At 53.2% G+C, this 14196-nt stretch carries 19 protein-coding genes; 9 read left to right on the top strand and 10 right to left on the bottom strand.

Annotated elements, in window-relative coordinates; genetic code table 11:
• Positions 1–37: 37 nt before the first annotated feature.
• The 7 genes from DFG60_RS06360 to DFG60_RS06330 all read right to left on the bottom strand — a co-directional run bounded on the left by DFG60_RS06360 (position 38) and on the right by DFG60_RS06330 (position 3647).
• On the bottom strand, positions 38–265 hold the full coding sequence (locus DFG60_RS06360) for a sulfurtransferase TusA family protein (RefSeq protein ID WP_114570903.1): 228 nt from the start codon (positions 263–265) through the stop codon (positions 38–40).
• Positions 266–323: 58 nt separating this feature from the next.
• A complete protein-coding gene (locus DFG60_RS06355) occupies positions 324–1463 on the bottom strand; it encodes an MBL fold metallo-hydrolase (protein WP_114570902.1) in 1140 nt (379 codons plus the stop codon).
• Positions 1464–1511: 48 nt separating this feature from the next.
• Positions 1512–2027, bottom strand: a complete 516-nt coding sequence (locus tag DFG60_RS06350; RefSeq protein WP_408608654.1) for a sulfurtransferase TusA family protein — start codon at positions 2025–2027, stop codon at positions 1512–1514.
• 110 nt (positions 2028–2137) lie between these two features.
• Positions 2138–2434 (bottom strand): rhodanese-like domain-containing protein, encoded by a 297-nt coding sequence (locus DFG60_RS06345; protein WP_114570900.1) that lies wholly within the window; start codon positions 2432–2434, stop codon positions 2138–2140.
• A gap of 30 nt (positions 2435–2464) precedes the next feature.
• A complete protein-coding gene (locus DFG60_RS06340) occupies positions 2465–2824 on the bottom strand; it encodes a rhodanese-like domain-containing protein (protein ID WP_114570899.1) in 360 nt (119 codons plus the stop codon).
• A gap of 18 nt (positions 2825–2842) precedes the next feature.
• Positions 2843–3322 carry a DsrE/DsrF/DrsH-like family protein gene (locus tag DFG60_RS06335; RefSeq protein ID WP_114570898.1) on the bottom strand — a complete coding sequence of 160 codons (480 nt, stop codon included), beginning with the start codon at positions 3320–3322 and terminating at the stop codon, positions 2843–2845.
• Between the two features lie 64 nt (positions 3323–3386).
• Complete coding sequence (locus DFG60_RS06330) at positions 3387–3647, bottom strand: metal-sensitive transcriptional regulator (protein WP_114570897.1); 261 nt, start codon at positions 3645–3647, stop codon at positions 3387–3389.
• Positions 3648–4061: 414 nt separating this feature from the next.
• Between DFG60_RS06330 and DFG60_RS06325 the strand changes: the two genes are divergently transcribed.
• On the top strand, positions 4062–4913 hold the full coding sequence (locus DFG60_RS06325) for a sulfite exporter TauE/SafE family protein (RefSeq protein WP_114570896.1): 852 nt from the start codon (positions 4062–4064) through the stop codon (positions 4911–4913).
• Positions 4914–5003: 90 nt separating this feature from the next.
• A complete protein-coding gene (locus DFG60_RS06320) occupies positions 5004–6398 on the top strand; it encodes an MBL fold metallo-hydrolase (protein WP_114570895.1) in 1395 nt (464 codons plus the stop codon).
• 77 nt (positions 6399–6475) lie between these two features.
• Here the strand turns inward: DFG60_RS06320 and DFG60_RS06315 are convergent, their stop codons facing one another.
• Genes DFG60_RS06315 through DFG60_RS06305 form a run of 3 tightly spaced genes read right to left on the bottom strand, consistent with a single transcriptional unit; the run spans position 6476 to position 8273 of the window.
• A complete protein-coding gene (locus DFG60_RS06315; RefSeq protein ID WP_157964493.1) occupies positions 6476–7234 on the bottom strand; it encodes an ABC transporter permease subunit in 759 nt (252 codons plus the stop codon).
• A gap of 2 nt (positions 7235–7236) precedes the next feature.
• Positions 7237–8079, bottom strand: coding sequence for an ABC transporter ATP-binding protein (locus DFG60_RS06310; protein WP_114570894.1), 843 nt, complete (start codon positions 8077–8079; stop codon positions 7237–7239).
• On the bottom strand, positions 8076–8273 hold the full coding sequence (locus tag DFG60_RS06305) for a PLDc N-terminal domain-containing protein (protein ID WP_114570893.1): 198 nt from the start codon (positions 8271–8273) through the stop codon (positions 8076–8078). The genes DFG60_RS06310 and DFG60_RS06305 overlap by 4 nt, the downstream gene beginning before the upstream one ends.
• A 226-nt stretch (positions 8274–8499) precedes the next feature.
• Between DFG60_RS06305 and adh the strand changes: the two genes are divergently transcribed.
• The 7 genes from adh (at position 8500) to DFG60_RS06270 (ending at position 14189) form a co-directional block, all read left to right on the top strand.
• Complete coding sequence (gene adh / locus DFG60_RS06300; RefSeq protein WP_114570892.1) at positions 8500–10020, top strand: aldehyde dehydrogenase; 1521 nt, start codon at positions 8500–8502, stop codon at positions 10018–10020.
• Positions 10021–10039: 19 nt separating this feature from the next.
• Positions 10040–10399 carry a DUF779 domain-containing protein gene (locus tag DFG60_RS06295; protein ID WP_114570891.1) on the top strand — a complete coding sequence of 120 codons (360 nt, stop codon included), beginning with the start codon at positions 10040–10042 and terminating at the stop codon, positions 10397–10399.
• Between the two features lie 102 nt (positions 10400–10501).
• Positions 10502–10852, top strand: coding sequence for a thioredoxin family protein (locus DFG60_RS06290; protein WP_114570890.1), 351 nt, complete (start codon positions 10502–10504; stop codon positions 10850–10852).
• On the top strand, positions 10849–11661 hold the full coding sequence (locus DFG60_RS06285; protein WP_114570889.1) for a C39 family peptidase: 813 nt from the start codon (positions 10849–10851) through the stop codon (positions 11659–11661). The genes DFG60_RS06290 and DFG60_RS06285 overlap by 4 nt, the downstream gene beginning before the upstream one ends.
• A gap of 205 nt (positions 11662–11866) precedes the next feature.
• Positions 11867–12883, top strand: coding sequence for a S66 family peptidase (locus DFG60_RS06280; RefSeq protein ID WP_114570888.1), 1017 nt, complete (start codon positions 11867–11869; stop codon positions 12881–12883).
• Between the two features lie 23 nt (positions 12884–12906).
• Positions 12907–13245 (top strand): hypothetical protein, encoded by a 339-nt coding sequence (locus DFG60_RS06275; RefSeq protein WP_114570887.1) that lies wholly within the window; start codon positions 12907–12909, stop codon positions 13243–13245.
• Positions 13246–13256: 11 nt separating this feature from the next.
• Positions 13257–14189: an alpha/beta hydrolase gene (locus DFG60_RS06270; protein WP_114570886.1), complete on the top strand. Its 933-nt coding sequence runs from the start codon at positions 13257–13259 to the stop codon at positions 14187–14189.
• Positions 14190–14196 lie beyond the last annotated feature (7 nt).

Raw genomic sequence — 14196 nt, 5'->3', positions numbered from 1 at the left:
TAAAAAAGGGGAGTCTGAAAGTAGACTCCCGCTTTGATTATCCTTTTTGGATCCAGAACTTGAGGACGTTTGCTTCTTCCTCGTGCTTGATCAACTCGTGGCCGCCAGAAGTCGCCCATGCTTGAAGGTCATTTTTTGCACCTTTGTCAGTTGCATGGATTTCAAGGACTTGTCCAGATTCGAGTCCTGCGATTGCTTTTTTTGTCTTTACGATTGGCATCGGGCAAGCAAGCCCTTTAGCGTCAAGTACCATTTCTGATTTCATGATTGATATTCCTCCTGAAAGTTGTTTTTTTAGTTGTGAATGTTTTCGTTGTGATTGATCACCGAACCGCGCAGCGGTTCGGTCCGACTTCCATCTCACGCTGTGTTTCGAGATCTGGAGTCATCTTGCCCATGTTCGTCTCGCGGATATCCTGATAAGCATTCGGCTGCGGCGGCAAGTTCTCTGTCACCATCTTACGGAATACTTCCTCGTCTTCGATGTTGAGGCCGTGGTTGTTCGCGAGAAGGACGTTCAATTTCTCAGCGACGCTGCCGTCAGCGTTTAACTCCTCGATGATCATGAAGTGTGCCGGCAGGACGATCAGTTCGTCCGAAAGCTCACGGTATGTCTTATAGAGCGAATTGCGCAAGTCTCCTACCCAGTCTTCAGCGAGACCAGCGAGGTCAGGCCGTCCGATCGAGTCGATGAACAGGATGTCTCCCGTGAGGAGATAGCGGCCGTCGACGACGAACGAAGTCGAACCGATCGTATGACCTGGTGAGTAGAGAGCATGGACGTCGATTTGTGTGTCGCCGACTTTGACGTTGACACCGTCTTCGAGTGCTGCATAGTCGAACGTCACCTCAGTCGCATCCTTAGGCGGCAACCAGTACGTCGCACCGGTCTTCTCCGCGATCTCGCGTCCTCCTGAGATATGGTCAGCGTGAAGGTGAGTGTCGAACACGTGAGTGATCTTGACGCCGCGTTCGTTCGCATAGTCGAGATACGTATCCGTCATACGAGTTGCGTCGACGAGGACAGCTTCCCCTTCAGAGATGATCATGTAGGAAAGGCATCCTTTACCGATTCGGACGAACTGGACGACTTCGCCGCGATCGGCTCCAGTCTCATTCAGTGTACCGAGTGAAATCGGCTCCAAGTGTTCGCTCCATCCTTTCATCCCATTCGCGAGATAAGATACAGAGCGTCCTGCCTCCTCGAGCATTTCAGCGACGAAGATCGAAGAGCCTTCCTTTGCACAGACGACAAGGATGTCTTGGTCCGTAGGAAGATCACCCAGGATCTCATCGACGCCGTCGATCAGATCGAAGTATGGGACGTTAAGGTGTTCGAAGTTCTCACCTTCGATCTTCCAGTCCTGGAACGCATCCGCGTTACGGACATCGAGGATGAAGAGCGGTTCACGATTGATGAGTTTACGTGTGACTTCTTTTGCAGACATAGCGTTAACTGACATGTTTATATATCCTCCTAAAACGAATGTATGATGAATTTGAATGAATGCTTAGTTGACTGTCGAGGCAGTCTCGAAAGTCCACGAGCTCATGCCCGGAAGGACGTTCTTGACGTTGAAGCCGTTCGCGCTCAGTTTTTGGCAAGCGAGGTCGCTTCGGCTTCCTGTACGGCAGACGACATAGATCGTCTTGTTCGTATCCAGTTCACTGATGCGTGACTCGAGTTCACCGAGCGGGATGTTGACTGCGCCCGGGACATGAGCGAACGCGTATTCAGCCGTCTCACGGACGTCGAGGACGAGAGCATCGCTTTCCGTACGCTTTGCTTCGACAGTCTCGTTGTCGACCGTATCAGCGAAGGCAGGTGCTTCCTGATCAGATCCGGAAGACTTGCGGACATAGTGGCGGAGTACATCGCCTTCTTCAAGTGTTCCGAGATACTGGTTTCCAGTGCTCTCTGCCCAGGCGCGAAGATCTGCCTTCGAGCCTTTGTCTGTCGCTTGAACTTCAAGCACTTGGCCCGGTTCGAGTGTCTTCATCGTTTTTTTAGTACGGACGATCGGCATCGGGCATGCGAGTCCTTTAGCGTCGAGTACGAAATCGGTTTTGATCGTTTGCAACAAAATCGCTCCTTTTGAAAATAGGTTATTAGTTATCAGTCAGATATGACCGGTCGTTATTCAGTCTTGCCTTCGTAAGACATCATGCCGCCATCCATGTTGATGACGTCGTAGCCTTGTGAAAGGAGATATTCGGACGCGCGCCCGCTGCGTGCGCCGGAGCGGCAGACCATCACATATTCCTTCTTCTTGTCGAGCTCGTTCATCTTGAATTCGACGAGACCGAGCGGGATGTTGACAGCACCGGGAATCTTGCCTTCCTTTACCTCCTCGACTTCACGGACGTCGATGATGTTGAGTTGTTCGCCGTTTTCGAGTTTCGTTTGCACTTCTTTAGCTGTAAGTCGTTTCATGATCGTTTCCTCCTCGAGATGAATGGGTTTTTAACGCCAAGCGCTCATGCCGCCTGACACTTCGGTGATGTTATTGAAGCCGTTCTTCTTCAAAAGCTGCGCGGCACGTTTACTGCGCATGCCGCTTTGGCAAATGACGACGATTTCCTTGTCGCGCGGCAGCTTGTCGAGCTGGGTCGGCAATGTCTGAAGCGGAATGTTCTTGAACCCTTTGATATGGTTGCCTTTGAACTCTCCCGGCGTCCGGACGTCGAGATAATATCGATTTCGGTCGCCAAGGTTCTGCTTCAGCGTAGCGGTATCGATTTTCTTGACTCCTCTTGCCGGTGCGAACATTTTAAACGCGAGAAAAGCTGCGACTGCGAGAAACGCGATGGTGATGAAATCCATGTACTGTCTCCTCCTTTATTAGATGAACAGGTTGACGTTTCCATCTTGAGCGTCCGCGAGGTATGCTGCGACCCCGGCGTATTCGATACCATCGTGCAATTCTTCCTGACGAAGTCCAAGCAGGTCCATCGTCATCGTACAAGCGACGAGTTTGATATCCTGTTCCTTCGCCATTTCGATCAAGTCGGGAAGCGGCATCGCATTGTGTTTCTTCATGACGTTCTTGATCATCTTCGGACCCATGCCTGCGAAGTTCATCTTCGAGAGTCCCATCTTGTCCGCACCGCGCGGCATCATTTTCGAGAACATGTTTTCCATGAACGTTTTGTCCGGTTTAAGTTCCTCGTCCTTGCGGAGAGCGTTCAATCCCCAGAATGTATGGAAGATGGTTACTTCATGATCGTAAGCGGCAGCGCCGTTCGCGATGATGTAGGCCGCCATCGTCTTGTCATAGTCTCCACTGAATAATACGATTGTTGTTTTTTTAGTTTCTTGCATGATTTCCTCCTGCGCATTGAGCGTTTGAATTATACCTGGTAGGGTATGTTTTTGAATAAAAAAATTATCTGCTTTTTACGAGCAGTTTGACTGCTTCTTCCACCAAGTCCTGATTCGCTGCCGAATCATCTTCGGACCGTTCCATGCAGTCGATCAGATTTGCACTGACGACGACACCGATGACGCGATCGATCGCGGACCGTGTGGCGGAAAGCTGTGTTGTGACATCCTTGCATTCCTCGTTGTTTTCCATCATCCGAAGAATACCTCTCAACTGACCTTCGATCCGTTTGATGCGATGTTGCATTTTGTCGGTGTACTCCATGGGTGATCAAGTCCTCTCCTCGTTAGCGTGTGACATTGTTTACAGTGACGTGATGGCTTAACAATTCATAGCTTAATACCTAAGGGGGTATGTCGTCAACCGAAAAACGCAAAAAAGTTTTGCTTTATTTTTGATTTGTTCTGTTTATGATCGTGTTGAACGGACACAGGTAGTGAATTTTTTTAATCGTATTTAATGAAGAAGATTGGATGACGCTACCTGAACCTGCTGCTTATTGCCGGTTGTCTGAAGTGCGCGAAGAGGCGAAACATTTATTTGGCGGGGCAGATTAAATGACGGAATGATGAACTCTTTCATTTATAAACATAATCAATTAATGAATAATGATTTATTAGCGTAATTAACTGTTGGCGGATAACATGGTGTTAGAGAGAATAAGAAGGGAGATTAACCATGGAAATGGTGATGTTCATCGGATTAGGTATAGGTATCGGGGTATTATCAGGTTTTTTCGGAATCGGAGGGGGAATCATCCTGACGCCTCTTCTGCTCATAATGGGGAAATCGCCGAGCGAAGCGATCGCGCTGAGCTTGCTGTTGACGCTGGGTTCGACTGTGACAGGAGCGTTCTCGCACGCCAAACGAAAAAACGTCGTCTGGCGCGACGCGGCAATCATTGGCGGATCGGGGGCATTGACTTCGATGGTGCTCGCGCCGCTCGTCGTCAAGATGGACAACGTCGAGTGGGCGGGCATGTTGACATCGCTGCTCTATATCGTCATCTTAAGTGTCTTCGCGTATCGTTTTCTGAAGAAGCGGACGGCGGCGAACACGACGAGCGATGGGCAGCGTGCAGGATTCGCCAAGCTGTCCGTGATCGGGATCGCAGCAGGTGTCGTATCGTCCCTGATGGGCGTAAGCGGAGGATTCGTCCTGACACCGCTGCTGACGGGATGGGTGCGTTATGACTTGAAACGGGCGATCGGGACAGGCGTCGCTGCCGCCATGCTGATCGTGACGCTCGGGCTGGCGACACATATTGGAACCGGTGCCGGGCTTCCATATATGAGCGGAATCTTTTTGATCGCGGGAGCATTGCTTGGTACGCCATTCGGAACAAAGCGACTCCTTCGTTTCAAGGACAGGACGGTCGACCGGTTGCTTGGGGGATTCTATGTCGTCGTGGCGGTGAGCGTCACGTTGAAGCTTGTCCATGCCTCGACCTCCGCGCTATTCCTCCTTATAGGTGTCGCATTGTACCTCATCGGGTATATTTCCTTTAGGTCACCAAAACCTGTCGCGTGACAACTGGAGTTGGATGATCCTATAATGAGTTATACCCCCCCACCTATAATGGACTGGGGAAATCGTTACTAAAAGAAGGGAGAAATAATCATGTTCTTTCGTTCCTATTTTGATTCACGTCTAGCTCATATGTCTTACGTCGTCGGCTGCCAGAAGACCGGTGAGGCGATCGTCATCGATCCAGGCCGCCAGATCGAGGTCTACCAGGAAATCGCCAAATCTGAAGGCTTACATCTAAGCGCGATCGCTGAGACGCACATCCATGCCGACTATGTGTCCGGTGCCCGTGAGATGGCTGAGAAGCTTGGAGTGCACCTATATGTGTCTGATGAGGGCGGTCCAGACTGGAAGTATGAATACGTAAAAGACTACCCGCATACATTGCTCAAGGACGGAGACCAGTTCAAGATCGGCAACATTCGCTTCGATGTCATGCATACGCCTGGTCATACCCCTGAGAGTATCAGTTTCGTCTTGACGGATGAAGGCGGTGGCTCTCGTGTCCCGATGGGCATCTTTACCGGGGATTTCGTCTTCGTCGGCGACATCGGCCGGCCTGACTTGCTCGAGAAGGCAGCGAAGGTCGAAGGGACGGCAGAATCGGGAGCGAAGGACATGTTTGCCTCTCTGAAAAAATTCAAAGAGCTGCCGGATCATCTTCAAGTCTGGCCGGCCCACGGTGCAGGCAGCGCATGCGGGAAGTCACTTGGAGCCGTACCGATGTCGACGGTCGGTTATGAGAAAATCAACAACTGGGCACTGCAGGATATGTCTGAAGCAGACTTCGTCAAACAGCTGCTCGAGGGTCAGCCGGAACCGCCAACCTATTTCGCGCGAATGAAGCGCATCAATAAGGAAGGCGTAGAGTTGCGTCGCGACCCGGAAACACTGGATAAATTCACTGGAGAAGAGCTTGGTGGATCGAAGCTACTCGTAGACGTACGGGCAGCAAAGGAATTCAAGGATTCGCACGCGAAGGGCGCTCTCAACATTCCGCTGAACAAATCATTCTCGACCTGGAGTGGCTGGCTGCTTGACGGTGCGAACGATGTCGTGTTGATCGGAAGTGAAGCAGACGCGAAAGAGGCGATGCGCGCACTTCAGACGGTCGGCGTCGATGACGTCATCGGTTTTACGGACACAGAGGCGGCCATCGCTAAGAATGGTGCGGATTCGTACGAGGAGATCAGTCCCGAAGCGCTTGCGCCGTTACTTGAGAAGGACGAAGTCGTCTTGATCGATGTCCGGAACCAGACGGAGTGGGAAGAAGGGCACATCGAAGGCGCGAGACACCTGATGCTCGGTCATCTTGAGGATCGCCTCGACGAGGTCGGGAAAGATCGGCCGATCGTCATGCAATGTCAATCCGGGGCGCGTTCCGCCATCGCGATGAGCGTCATGCAGCGTGCCGGATTCAGTAACGTCAAAAACCTGACGGGCGGCTTCAGCGGCTGGGAGAAGAAACAGCTGCCTGTCACGTCCTGATCTACGTCTTGAACTGAAGAAAGGGGAATGACCGCGAAGGAGACGCGGCATTCCCCTTTTTTTGTCGAGAGAGACTTTCAAGCGTTCGTCCACTTCAACAGACGTCTCGCGATGAAGAGAAATACGATGCTCGCCACGACAAGCAAAGCGAGCGGCCAAAAATCATCAAGCGATCGCGAGAAGATGGCGCTGCTCTCTTTACCGGTCTGCCAGGGGATCCAAGCGGTCCATGCCGTGTCGATCCCGCCGATCATCGAGAAGACGACCCCGAGTGAAAAGACGCACAAGAAAGAGACGAGCGAAGAACGGAGGATACTTGTCATCATCGTCAGGAATGCCAGTTGCAACGCGGTGAAGGCAAGCAGGAGAAGCAAGGAATAGATCGTCTTCTTGACGTCAGGAGCGTCGAACAAAAGCATCGTATAGTAGTAGGAGGACAAGTAGGCGAATGAGAGACCAACGGATGCGAGCGCCAACTGAGCAAGCCATTTGCTGAAGACGAGCGTCCCGGCACCGATTCGCAGCGAGCGGAGCCAGGCGAGCGTTCCCCATTCCCGTTCGTGCGAGAACTGCGTCGAGGCGGCGAGCAGGATGACGATCATCCCGATCTGGTTCAATTGTTCGCTGACAGACTGCATCACCTCTTCAGGTGACGGTTCCGGGATCGTGATCGTCGCGCCTTCCGGAAGGTTGCCGCCGCTCTCGATCAGATCCGGCAGGAAATAGAGCAGTACGGGTTGGGTCACGGCGAGCAGGATCAGAATGAGCGGCACGAAGTAAAGACGCTTGCTGCGCACGATTTCCTTGAACTCATGACGGAGTCGTAACATGAACATTTTCATTTGGTCACCTCGAGCAGATAGGATTCGAGGGAATGATGCCCGATATGGAAGGATTCGATCGACCATTCCCGGTCGATTGCTTTTTGCAGCAGAGCGCGCTCGGCCGACTTAATGTCGTCGGTCGAGAGATGCCAGTCAAGCCCGCGCTGCTCCAAGTGGTTGATGCATGAAATGGCGAGCAGTTCGCTCGCATCGACTTCCTCCGTGAAGCGAACAGTCAACTGCTGCTTGTGCAGCAGCTCGCGAATCGTGCCGTCTTTGATCAGTCTGCCTTCCTTGAGGATGAGGACATGATCGCTTGCTTCTTCAGCATCAGGCAGGACGTGTGTCGAATAGAGAATCATCCTGTCGCGTTTGAGTTCCATCAGCAAATCGAGCACCTCTCGCCGTCCTGCCGGGTCGAGCGCAGAGACCGGTTCGTCGAGCAGCAGCAGGTCAGGATCGGTACAGAGTGCCTGGGCGAGGCCGAGCCGTTGTTTCATTCCGCCGGAGTAGGAGCGGACCGGCTTCTTCGAGTCGGTCAGTCCGACCGTTCCAAGCAGACGATGGACGTCAACTGTCCTGCCGCTGAGCAGACCTGCCTGCTCAAGTGTTTCCCGTGCGGTCATCCAAGGGTACAGGGCTGGAGTTTGCGGCAAAAATCCGATGCGCGCCTGTTCGAGTCCGTCGATCCTGCCGGTCGTCGGTCTCGTGATGCCGGCGAGAAGGTGAAGCAGTGTCGTCTTCCCGGCACCATTCGGACCGAGCAGGGAGGTGCAGCCCGGCTGAAGTTCGAACGTCACTTCTTTCAAGGCGACATTATCATCGAACTTCTTCGAAAGCCGTTCGACCCGGATCATGCCTTTCTCCCGATCACGAAGTAGAGGAGCGGTCCGAGCAGGTTAAGGAAGACGATGACGGCGAACCAGACCCAGAACGGTCCTTTGATGTTCTCTTGACCTCTCGAAAAGAGATCCTTCAACGCGATGACGATTAAGGCGACTTGGATGAGGAAGAGTGGTGCAGCCAACATTACTACGGTAGTTTGATCCATTTCAATTTCCCCTTTCACTACAGTAGACGAACGGTAGAAGGAAACCGTTCGGGAAAAAAGAAAAAAGTTCAAATAATACACGAAATATTTTGACATTTCTGTGAACTTTGTTACGATAGGAACTGGGAGCGCCATTTTATTTTTATTTTTTACTTCAAAATGTAAGCGCATACATAAAGTGGCGTCATACCGAAGAGGTTGTACAAAATCAAGGGAGGAATCAAGAATGATCTATGAAATTCCGAACACTGAAGGCTCGAAAGTACAATTCAAGGATCGCTACGAAAACTACATCAACGGTAAATGGACTGCTCCATCGAACGGGCAGTATTTCGAGAACATCACGCCGGTGACGGGCAAGGTATTTTGTGAAGTCGCCCGCTCGACGAAAGAGGATATCGAACTGGCCCTCGACGCGGCCCATGCGGCTAAAGATGCATGGGGAAAAACTTCCGTGACCGAGCGTTCAATTATCCTGAACAAAATCGCGAATCGGATGGAAGAGAACCTCGAGATGCTCGCGTATGCCGAAACATGGGAGAACGGGAAGGCCGTCCGTGAGACGCTTAACGCAGACCTACCGCTTGCGATCGATCACTTCCGCTACTTCGCCGGCGTCATCCGGGCACAGGAAGGCAGCATCGGTGAGCTCGATAACGATACGGTCGCCTACCATTTCCAAGAGCCGCTCGGCGTCGTAGGGCAGATCATCCCGTGGAACTTCCCGATTTTGATGGCGGTCTGGAAGCTTGCACCGGCACTTGCCGCCGGGAACTGCGTCGTCCTCAAACCGGCAGAACAGACGCCTGTCAGCATCATGGTCCTGCTCGAGCTGATTGAAGACCTGCTCCCGCCTGGCGTCCTCAACGTCGTCAACGGATTCGGACTCGAAGCCGGGAAGCCGCTCGCTTCGAGCGACCGCATCGCGAAGATCGCCTTCACGGGTGAGACGACGACAGGCCGCTTGATCATGCAGTATGCTTCGCAGAACATCATCCCGGTCACGCTCGAGCTCGGCGGGAAGTCACCGAACATCTTCTTCGCTGACGTCATGGACGAGGACGATGATTTCCTCGACAAGGCGATCGAAGGACTCGTCATGTTCGCTCTCAACCAAGGCGAGGTCTGCACATGCCCGTCACGTGCCCTCATCCATGAATCGATCTACGACAAGTTCATGGAACGTGTCCTCGAACGCGTCAAGGCGATCAAGCTCGGCAACCCGCTCGACCCGGATGTGATGATGGGAGCGCAAGCCTCGAACGAGCAGATGGAGAAGATCCTTTCCTATCTCGAGATCGGGAAGTCTGAAGGGGCGGAGTGCTTGATTGGCGGGGAACGCAACGTTCAAGAAGGCGAGCTCGCAGAAGGCTACTATATCCAGCCGACGATTTTCAAAGGCCATAACAAGATGCGCATCTTCCAAGAGGAAATCTTCGGTCCGGTCCTGTCGGTGACGACGTTCAAGACGGACGAGGAAGCACTCGAGATCGCAAACGATACGCTGTATGGTCTCGGTGCAGGTGTCTGGACGCGTGACATGAACCGGGCATATCGCTTCGGCCGTGCGATCGAGGCGGGTCGTGTCTGGACGAACTGCTATCATCAATATCCGGCGCATGCTGCGTTCGGCGGCTACAAAATGTCCGGTATCGGCCGTGAGAACCATAAGATGATGCTCAGCCATTACCAGCGGACGAAAAACCTGCTCGTCAGCTACAGCCCGAAAAAGCTCGGTTTCTTCTGATTCGAAAGGAGTGACAGGCATGGTCGAACGTGTTCTTGCGACCGCGGAAGCGCTCGGCTTGATCGAAAAGCTGAAAGCGAAGCATGGTCCACTGATCTTTCACCAATCGGGCGGGTGCTGCGATGGCAGCTCGCCCATGTGCTATCCTGAAGGAGACCTTTTGATCGGCGACCTCGATGTCAAGATCGGTGAAATCGGCGGATGTCCCTTCTATATCCATCATCGTCAATACGACTACTGGAAGCATACGCAGCTGATCATCGACGTCGTCGACGGCCGAGGCGGGATGTTCTCGCTCGAAGGGGTGGAAGGAAAACGATTCCTGACACGTTCACGTGCGTTCACGACTGAGGAAAACGAGGCGCTCCGTGCGAATTGAAGAGAAAAAGAAATCCGTCCCGGACTGTCCCGGGACGGATTTCTTTTTCTTCTAAGTGTACGGTATACTGATTTCACACCCAATCAAAGGAGGAGGTAGAGGATGGCTGAATTCGTCTCGATCCACTCGGTCGGTGAGCTCGACCGCTTCATCGCAAGTCCGCTCAGCTTCATCTATATTTCGACGGACAACTGCAGCGTGTGCCACTCGCTGTTTCCGCAAATCGAGCCGATCATCGCTGAATATGAAGAACTCGCGGCGGGACGGATCAACGCGAGCGAGGTACCGGATATCGCGGGAAGACTTTCGATATTCACGGCTCCGGTGTTGATTCTGTTCATCGAAGGGAAGGAGGTATACCGGGAGGCGCGCATCGTCCACCTGGACCGGTTCGAAGAAAAGATCGACCGCTTCGTCAGCGGCTACTTGGCGAGCCGGGGGGACGGTCAATGAGGAATCGGCTGACCTTTCTATCTGCTCTGCTTCTTGTTTCAGGCACATCTGTCCCCGTCGGCGCAGCTCAGTCCTATGTCACACAAGACCGCTTGAATCTTCGGGCTGACGACAGCACGTCGGCAAAGATCCTGACTGTGTTGCCGAAGGGGACGAGAATTGAAGGTCTGAAGGAAACGAAGTCGTGGCTTTATGCAGAGGCAGGAAAACGAAGAGGCTGGGTGTACAAAGCATACGTCAGAGAAGCGGAGCGAAAGCTGCTTGGCGTCAAACATATCAGCCAGCTGCCCGAGATGCCGATGGGCTGTGAAATCACCTCCTTGACGATGAGCCTGAACTACAAAGGACATCGTCTCGACAAGATGTCGATGGCGAAACAGATGAAGTATTCGAGCCGATTCGACCCGACGGAAGGTTTCTCAGGTTCACCCTACCGGATCCAGGCAGACCACATCTACCAGTCGATCTTCCCACAGGCGCTCATAAAGACCGCAAAAAAATACCGCAAAGACAGCAGCGTCTTCACCGGCGCAAGTTCCGTGATGATCGAGCGGGAAGTTCGTAAAGGGAATCCGGTCATCGCATATGTGACATATCAGTTCAAGGCACCTGTCAAGAAGACTTACCGCTTCAACGGGAAAGCGATGCGCCTCGTCGAGAACATGCATGTCCTCGTCGTCTCAGGCGTCGACCGGCAGTATTTCTACGTCACCGATCCAATCGATACGCACAGCCGGTATGCGGTTGATAAGACGACGTTCATCAAGCGCTTCGACAGCACGGGCAGGATGGCGCTCGTCATCCGATGACCTCAGGACAGTCCCCAAGCAGTCAGGAAGATGATCAGAACGGCGCTCCAGACAGTCGTTTCAAAGTTGGCTTTGAGTTCAGACATAATGTATTCTCCTTTTCCATAATTTTGATATCGATCCATTAGATAAATCCCTTAGAAAATATACCCGTATATTTTTAGCAGAAACATCGTTCAGTGAACTTAGATAGGAGGAGATGGTGATGCGATATCCGCATCTGGCTTGGACGGGAATGACGATCGGGGTGACCGCCCCGTCGTCCGGTGTACCTGAACAATTGCATCCATTGATGCACGAAGCGGCAGAACGTTTGAAGGCACGGCAGCTCGACGTGAAATTCGGTGAGACGACGTGGACTGAAGCAGATGTGCAAAGCGCTGACGGAGCCGTCCGCGCGATGGAGTTGAATCAGATGTTCAAGGACGAGTCGATCGATGCCATCATCCCGCCATGGGGCGGTGAACGGGCGATAGATGTGCTCGACTTGATCGATTATGATTCGATCGAACCGAAATGGCTCCTCGGGTATTCCGATACGAGCACGATTCAGCTCGCAATCACTTTGAAGACAGGCATCGCTACCGCCCACGGGACGAACCTCGCTGATTTGCGCAGTGAGGAGTGGGACCCGACGACGGAAGCGTGGCGCCGCGTCCTCGCGACCCGGTCGGGCGGAACAGTGACCCAGTGGCCGTCAGAACAGTATCAATCGAAATGGAATCACCAGGAACGGCCGGAGCGTTTTCTGTTCCACTTGGACCGTCCTACCGAATGGAAGACGCTCCGGCAGGACGTGACGGAACTTGAAGGACGGCTCCTCGGCGGATGCCTCGAAACGGTCCGTCACCTCATCGGGACCCCTTACGGCGATGTCGCGGCGTTCCGTGCGAACCATACCGGAGGGGAACCGATTCTTTGGTACTTCGAGGCTTGTGAGGCGAACGCGGCTGACATCTACCGAACGATCATTCATATGCATTACGCGGGCTGGTTCGACGAGGCATCCGGCATCTTGTTCGGAAGGACGCCGGCCGGGAAGGCGGTCAAGGACTTCGATTTGCTAAGCGCTTATGCCGCAATCGAGCAGAAGACGGGTCTTTCGATCTTCTATGACCTCGATATCGGGCATCAGCCGCCACAGTCGACATTAGTTAACGGCGCATTCGCGAAAGTGGTGATCGCCGGTGAGGAATCAAGAATCGATATGACGTTCCGTTGATACTCGGAACGAAAGGAGACATCATGGCAAGAAAAACATACAATTCGCTTCATTCCTATAAAAGGATCCATATCAATCCGGAGACACGTCGCATGACGTTACCGGAACAATTCTATGATGCACTTCGTCTCGACGACGAGATCATGCTCGCTCAGGTCGGCGACTACATCGTCATGCGCAACCCTGAAGAAATGGTCGAGACGGAGACAGGAATACTCGAAGCTGTCATCGACGACGGCTTCGAGGGGCAGGACATCGTCCGCGAGTTTGCCTATCGCAAGGCTCGCCAAGAGGAGCGGCTCAGACAAGAGGTATTGCGGCAGGAACAGGAAGAGACGTCGCAACTCTCGATCGACCTGTGAGGAGTGATCAGATGCGAAGGTTGATGAAGATCGGAATCGGGCTCGCCGGTACAGGTTTGATGGCTGCGAGTTATTATTTTTACGAAATGGCCGTATCGACGAAACAGAAATCCTTCTTGACGAGCAACCGTGACCTGAGCGAGGAGATGATCCGGCTGATGCAGCCGGGGCAGGAGTGGATCAAGCAACAACCGCTCGAAACGTTTGAACTTAAATCACGGGACGGATATAAACTTTTCGCGAACTATCTCGCGCCGAAGGAACCGTCGGACCTGGCCGTCATCCTCGTCCATGGCTACGGAGGGGTCGGCACCGATATGGCAGGCTTCGCCTATCTTTATCATCAGGCGGGATTCCACGTCCTGATGCCGGACAACCGCGGGCACGGCAAGAGCGAAGGCCATTATATCGGGTTCGGCTGGCATGACAGGGAAGATACGCTCGCTTGGGCCGACCTGTTGATTCGGCGTACAGGACAGGACGTCCGCTTGTTCCTCCACGGGATCTCGATGGGCGGGGCGACCGTCCTGATGGCGAGCGGCGAAGTGTTGCCGAAGCAGGTGAGGGGCATCATCTCCGATTGCGCGTACACATCCGTCAACGCCGTGCTCGCCTATCAAATGAAGCGGATGTACAATATGCCGCATTTCCCGTTCCTTGCGACGACGAGCGCATTGACGAAGCTGAAGGCAGGTTATTTCTTCCGGGAGGCTTCCGCATTGAAGCAAGTCAGGAAGGCACGGGTCCCGGTCCTCTTCATCCACGGAGAACGCGACACGTTCGTCCCGACGTCGATGGTCCATGAACTTTACGCGGCATGTCCGAGCGAAAAGGAACTGTTGCTCGTACCGAACGCTGCGCACGCGATGGCGTATTTCGAAGACCCGAAAGCTTATGATGAAGCGGTCGAGCGATTCGTCAGACACGTCTTGAAAGGGAAATGACTCCCCG

Origin of the sequence: Exiguobacterium flavidum, assembly GCF_003344535.1 — a bacterium.
Taxonomy (GTDB): Bacteria; Bacillota; Bacilli; order Exiguobacteriales; family Exiguobacteriaceae; genus Exiguobacterium_A; species Exiguobacterium_A flavidum.
The sequence above is the reverse complement of the archived record's forward strand: the minus strand, read 5'-3'. Positions and strand labels throughout refer to the sequence as shown.

What these genes read in the sequence shown, in the direction of transcription:
- DFG60_RS06290 (WP_114570890.1), top strand. Translation starts at nt 10,502, where the DNA reads ATGGCTGAATTCGTCTCGATCCACTCGGTCGGTGAGCTCGACCGCTTC.
- DFG60_RS06280 (WP_114570888.1), top strand. Translation starts at nt 11,867, where the DNA reads ATGCGATATCCGCATCTGGCTTGGACGGGAATGACGATCGGGGTGACC.
- DFG60_RS06350 (WP_408608654.1), bottom strand. Translation starts at nt 2,027, where the DNA reads ATGCCGATCGTCCGTACTAAAAAAACGATGAAGACACTCGAACCGGGC.
- DFG60_RS06355 (WP_114570902.1), bottom strand. Translation starts at nt 1,463, where the DNA reads ATGTCAGTTAACGCTATGTCTGCAAAAGAAGTCACACGTAAACTCATC.
- DFG60_RS06320 (WP_114570895.1), top strand. Translation starts at nt 5,004, where the DNA reads ATGTTCTTTCGTTCCTATTTTGATTCACGTCTAGCTCATATGTCTTAC.
- DFG60_RS06285 (WP_114570889.1), top strand. Translation starts at nt 10,849, where the DNA reads ATGAGGAATCGGCTGACCTTTCTATCTGCTCTGCTTCTTGTTTCAGGC.
- DFG60_RS06295 (WP_114570891.1), top strand. Translation starts at nt 10,040, where the DNA reads ATGGTCGAACGTGTTCTTGCGACCGCGGAAGCGCTCGGCTTGATCGAA.
- adh (WP_114570892.1), top strand. Translation starts at nt 8,500, where the DNA reads ATGATCTATGAAATTCCGAACACTGAAGGCTCGAAAGTACAATTCAAG.
- DFG60_RS06310 (WP_114570894.1), bottom strand. Translation starts at nt 8,079, where the DNA reads ATGATCCGGGTCGAACGGCTTTCGAAGAAGTTCGATGATAATGTCGCC.
- DFG60_RS06340 (WP_114570899.1), bottom strand. Translation starts at nt 2,824, where the DNA reads ATGGATTTCATCACCATCGCGTTTCTCGCAGTCGCAGCTTTTCTCGCG.
- DFG60_RS06345 (WP_114570900.1), bottom strand. Translation starts at nt 2,434, where the DNA reads ATGAAACGACTTACAGCTAAAGAAGTGCAAACGAAACTCGAAAACGGC.
- DFG60_RS06305 (WP_114570893.1), bottom strand. Translation starts at nt 8,273, where the DNA reads ATGGATCAAACTACCGTAGTAATGTTGGCTGCACCACTCTTCCTCATC.
- DFG60_RS06330 (WP_114570897.1), bottom strand. Translation starts at nt 3,647, where the DNA reads ATGGAGTACACCGACAAAATGCAACATCGCATCAAACGGATCGAAGGT.
- DFG60_RS06315 (WP_157964493.1), bottom strand. Translation starts at nt 7,234, where the DNA reads ATGTTCATGTTACGACTCCGTCATGAGTTCAAGGAAATCGTGCGCAGC.
- DFG60_RS06275 (WP_114570887.1), top strand. Translation starts at nt 12,907, where the DNA reads ATGGCAAGAAAAACATACAATTCGCTTCATTCCTATAAAAGGATCCAT.
- DFG60_RS06335 (WP_114570898.1), bottom strand. Translation starts at nt 3,322, where the DNA reads ATGCAAGAAACTAAAAAAACAACAATCGTATTATTCAGTGGAGACTAT.
- DFG60_RS06360 (WP_114570903.1), bottom strand. Translation starts at nt 265, where the DNA reads ATGAAATCAGAAATGGTACTTGACGCTAAAGGGCTTGCTTGCCCGATG.
- DFG60_RS06270 (WP_114570886.1), top strand. Translation starts at nt 13,257, where the DNA reads ATGCGAAGGTTGATGAAGATCGGAATCGGGCTCGCCGGTACAGGTTTG.
- DFG60_RS06325 (WP_114570896.1), top strand. Translation starts at nt 4,062, where the DNA reads ATGGAAATGGTGATGTTCATCGGATTAGGTATAGGTATCGGGGTATTA.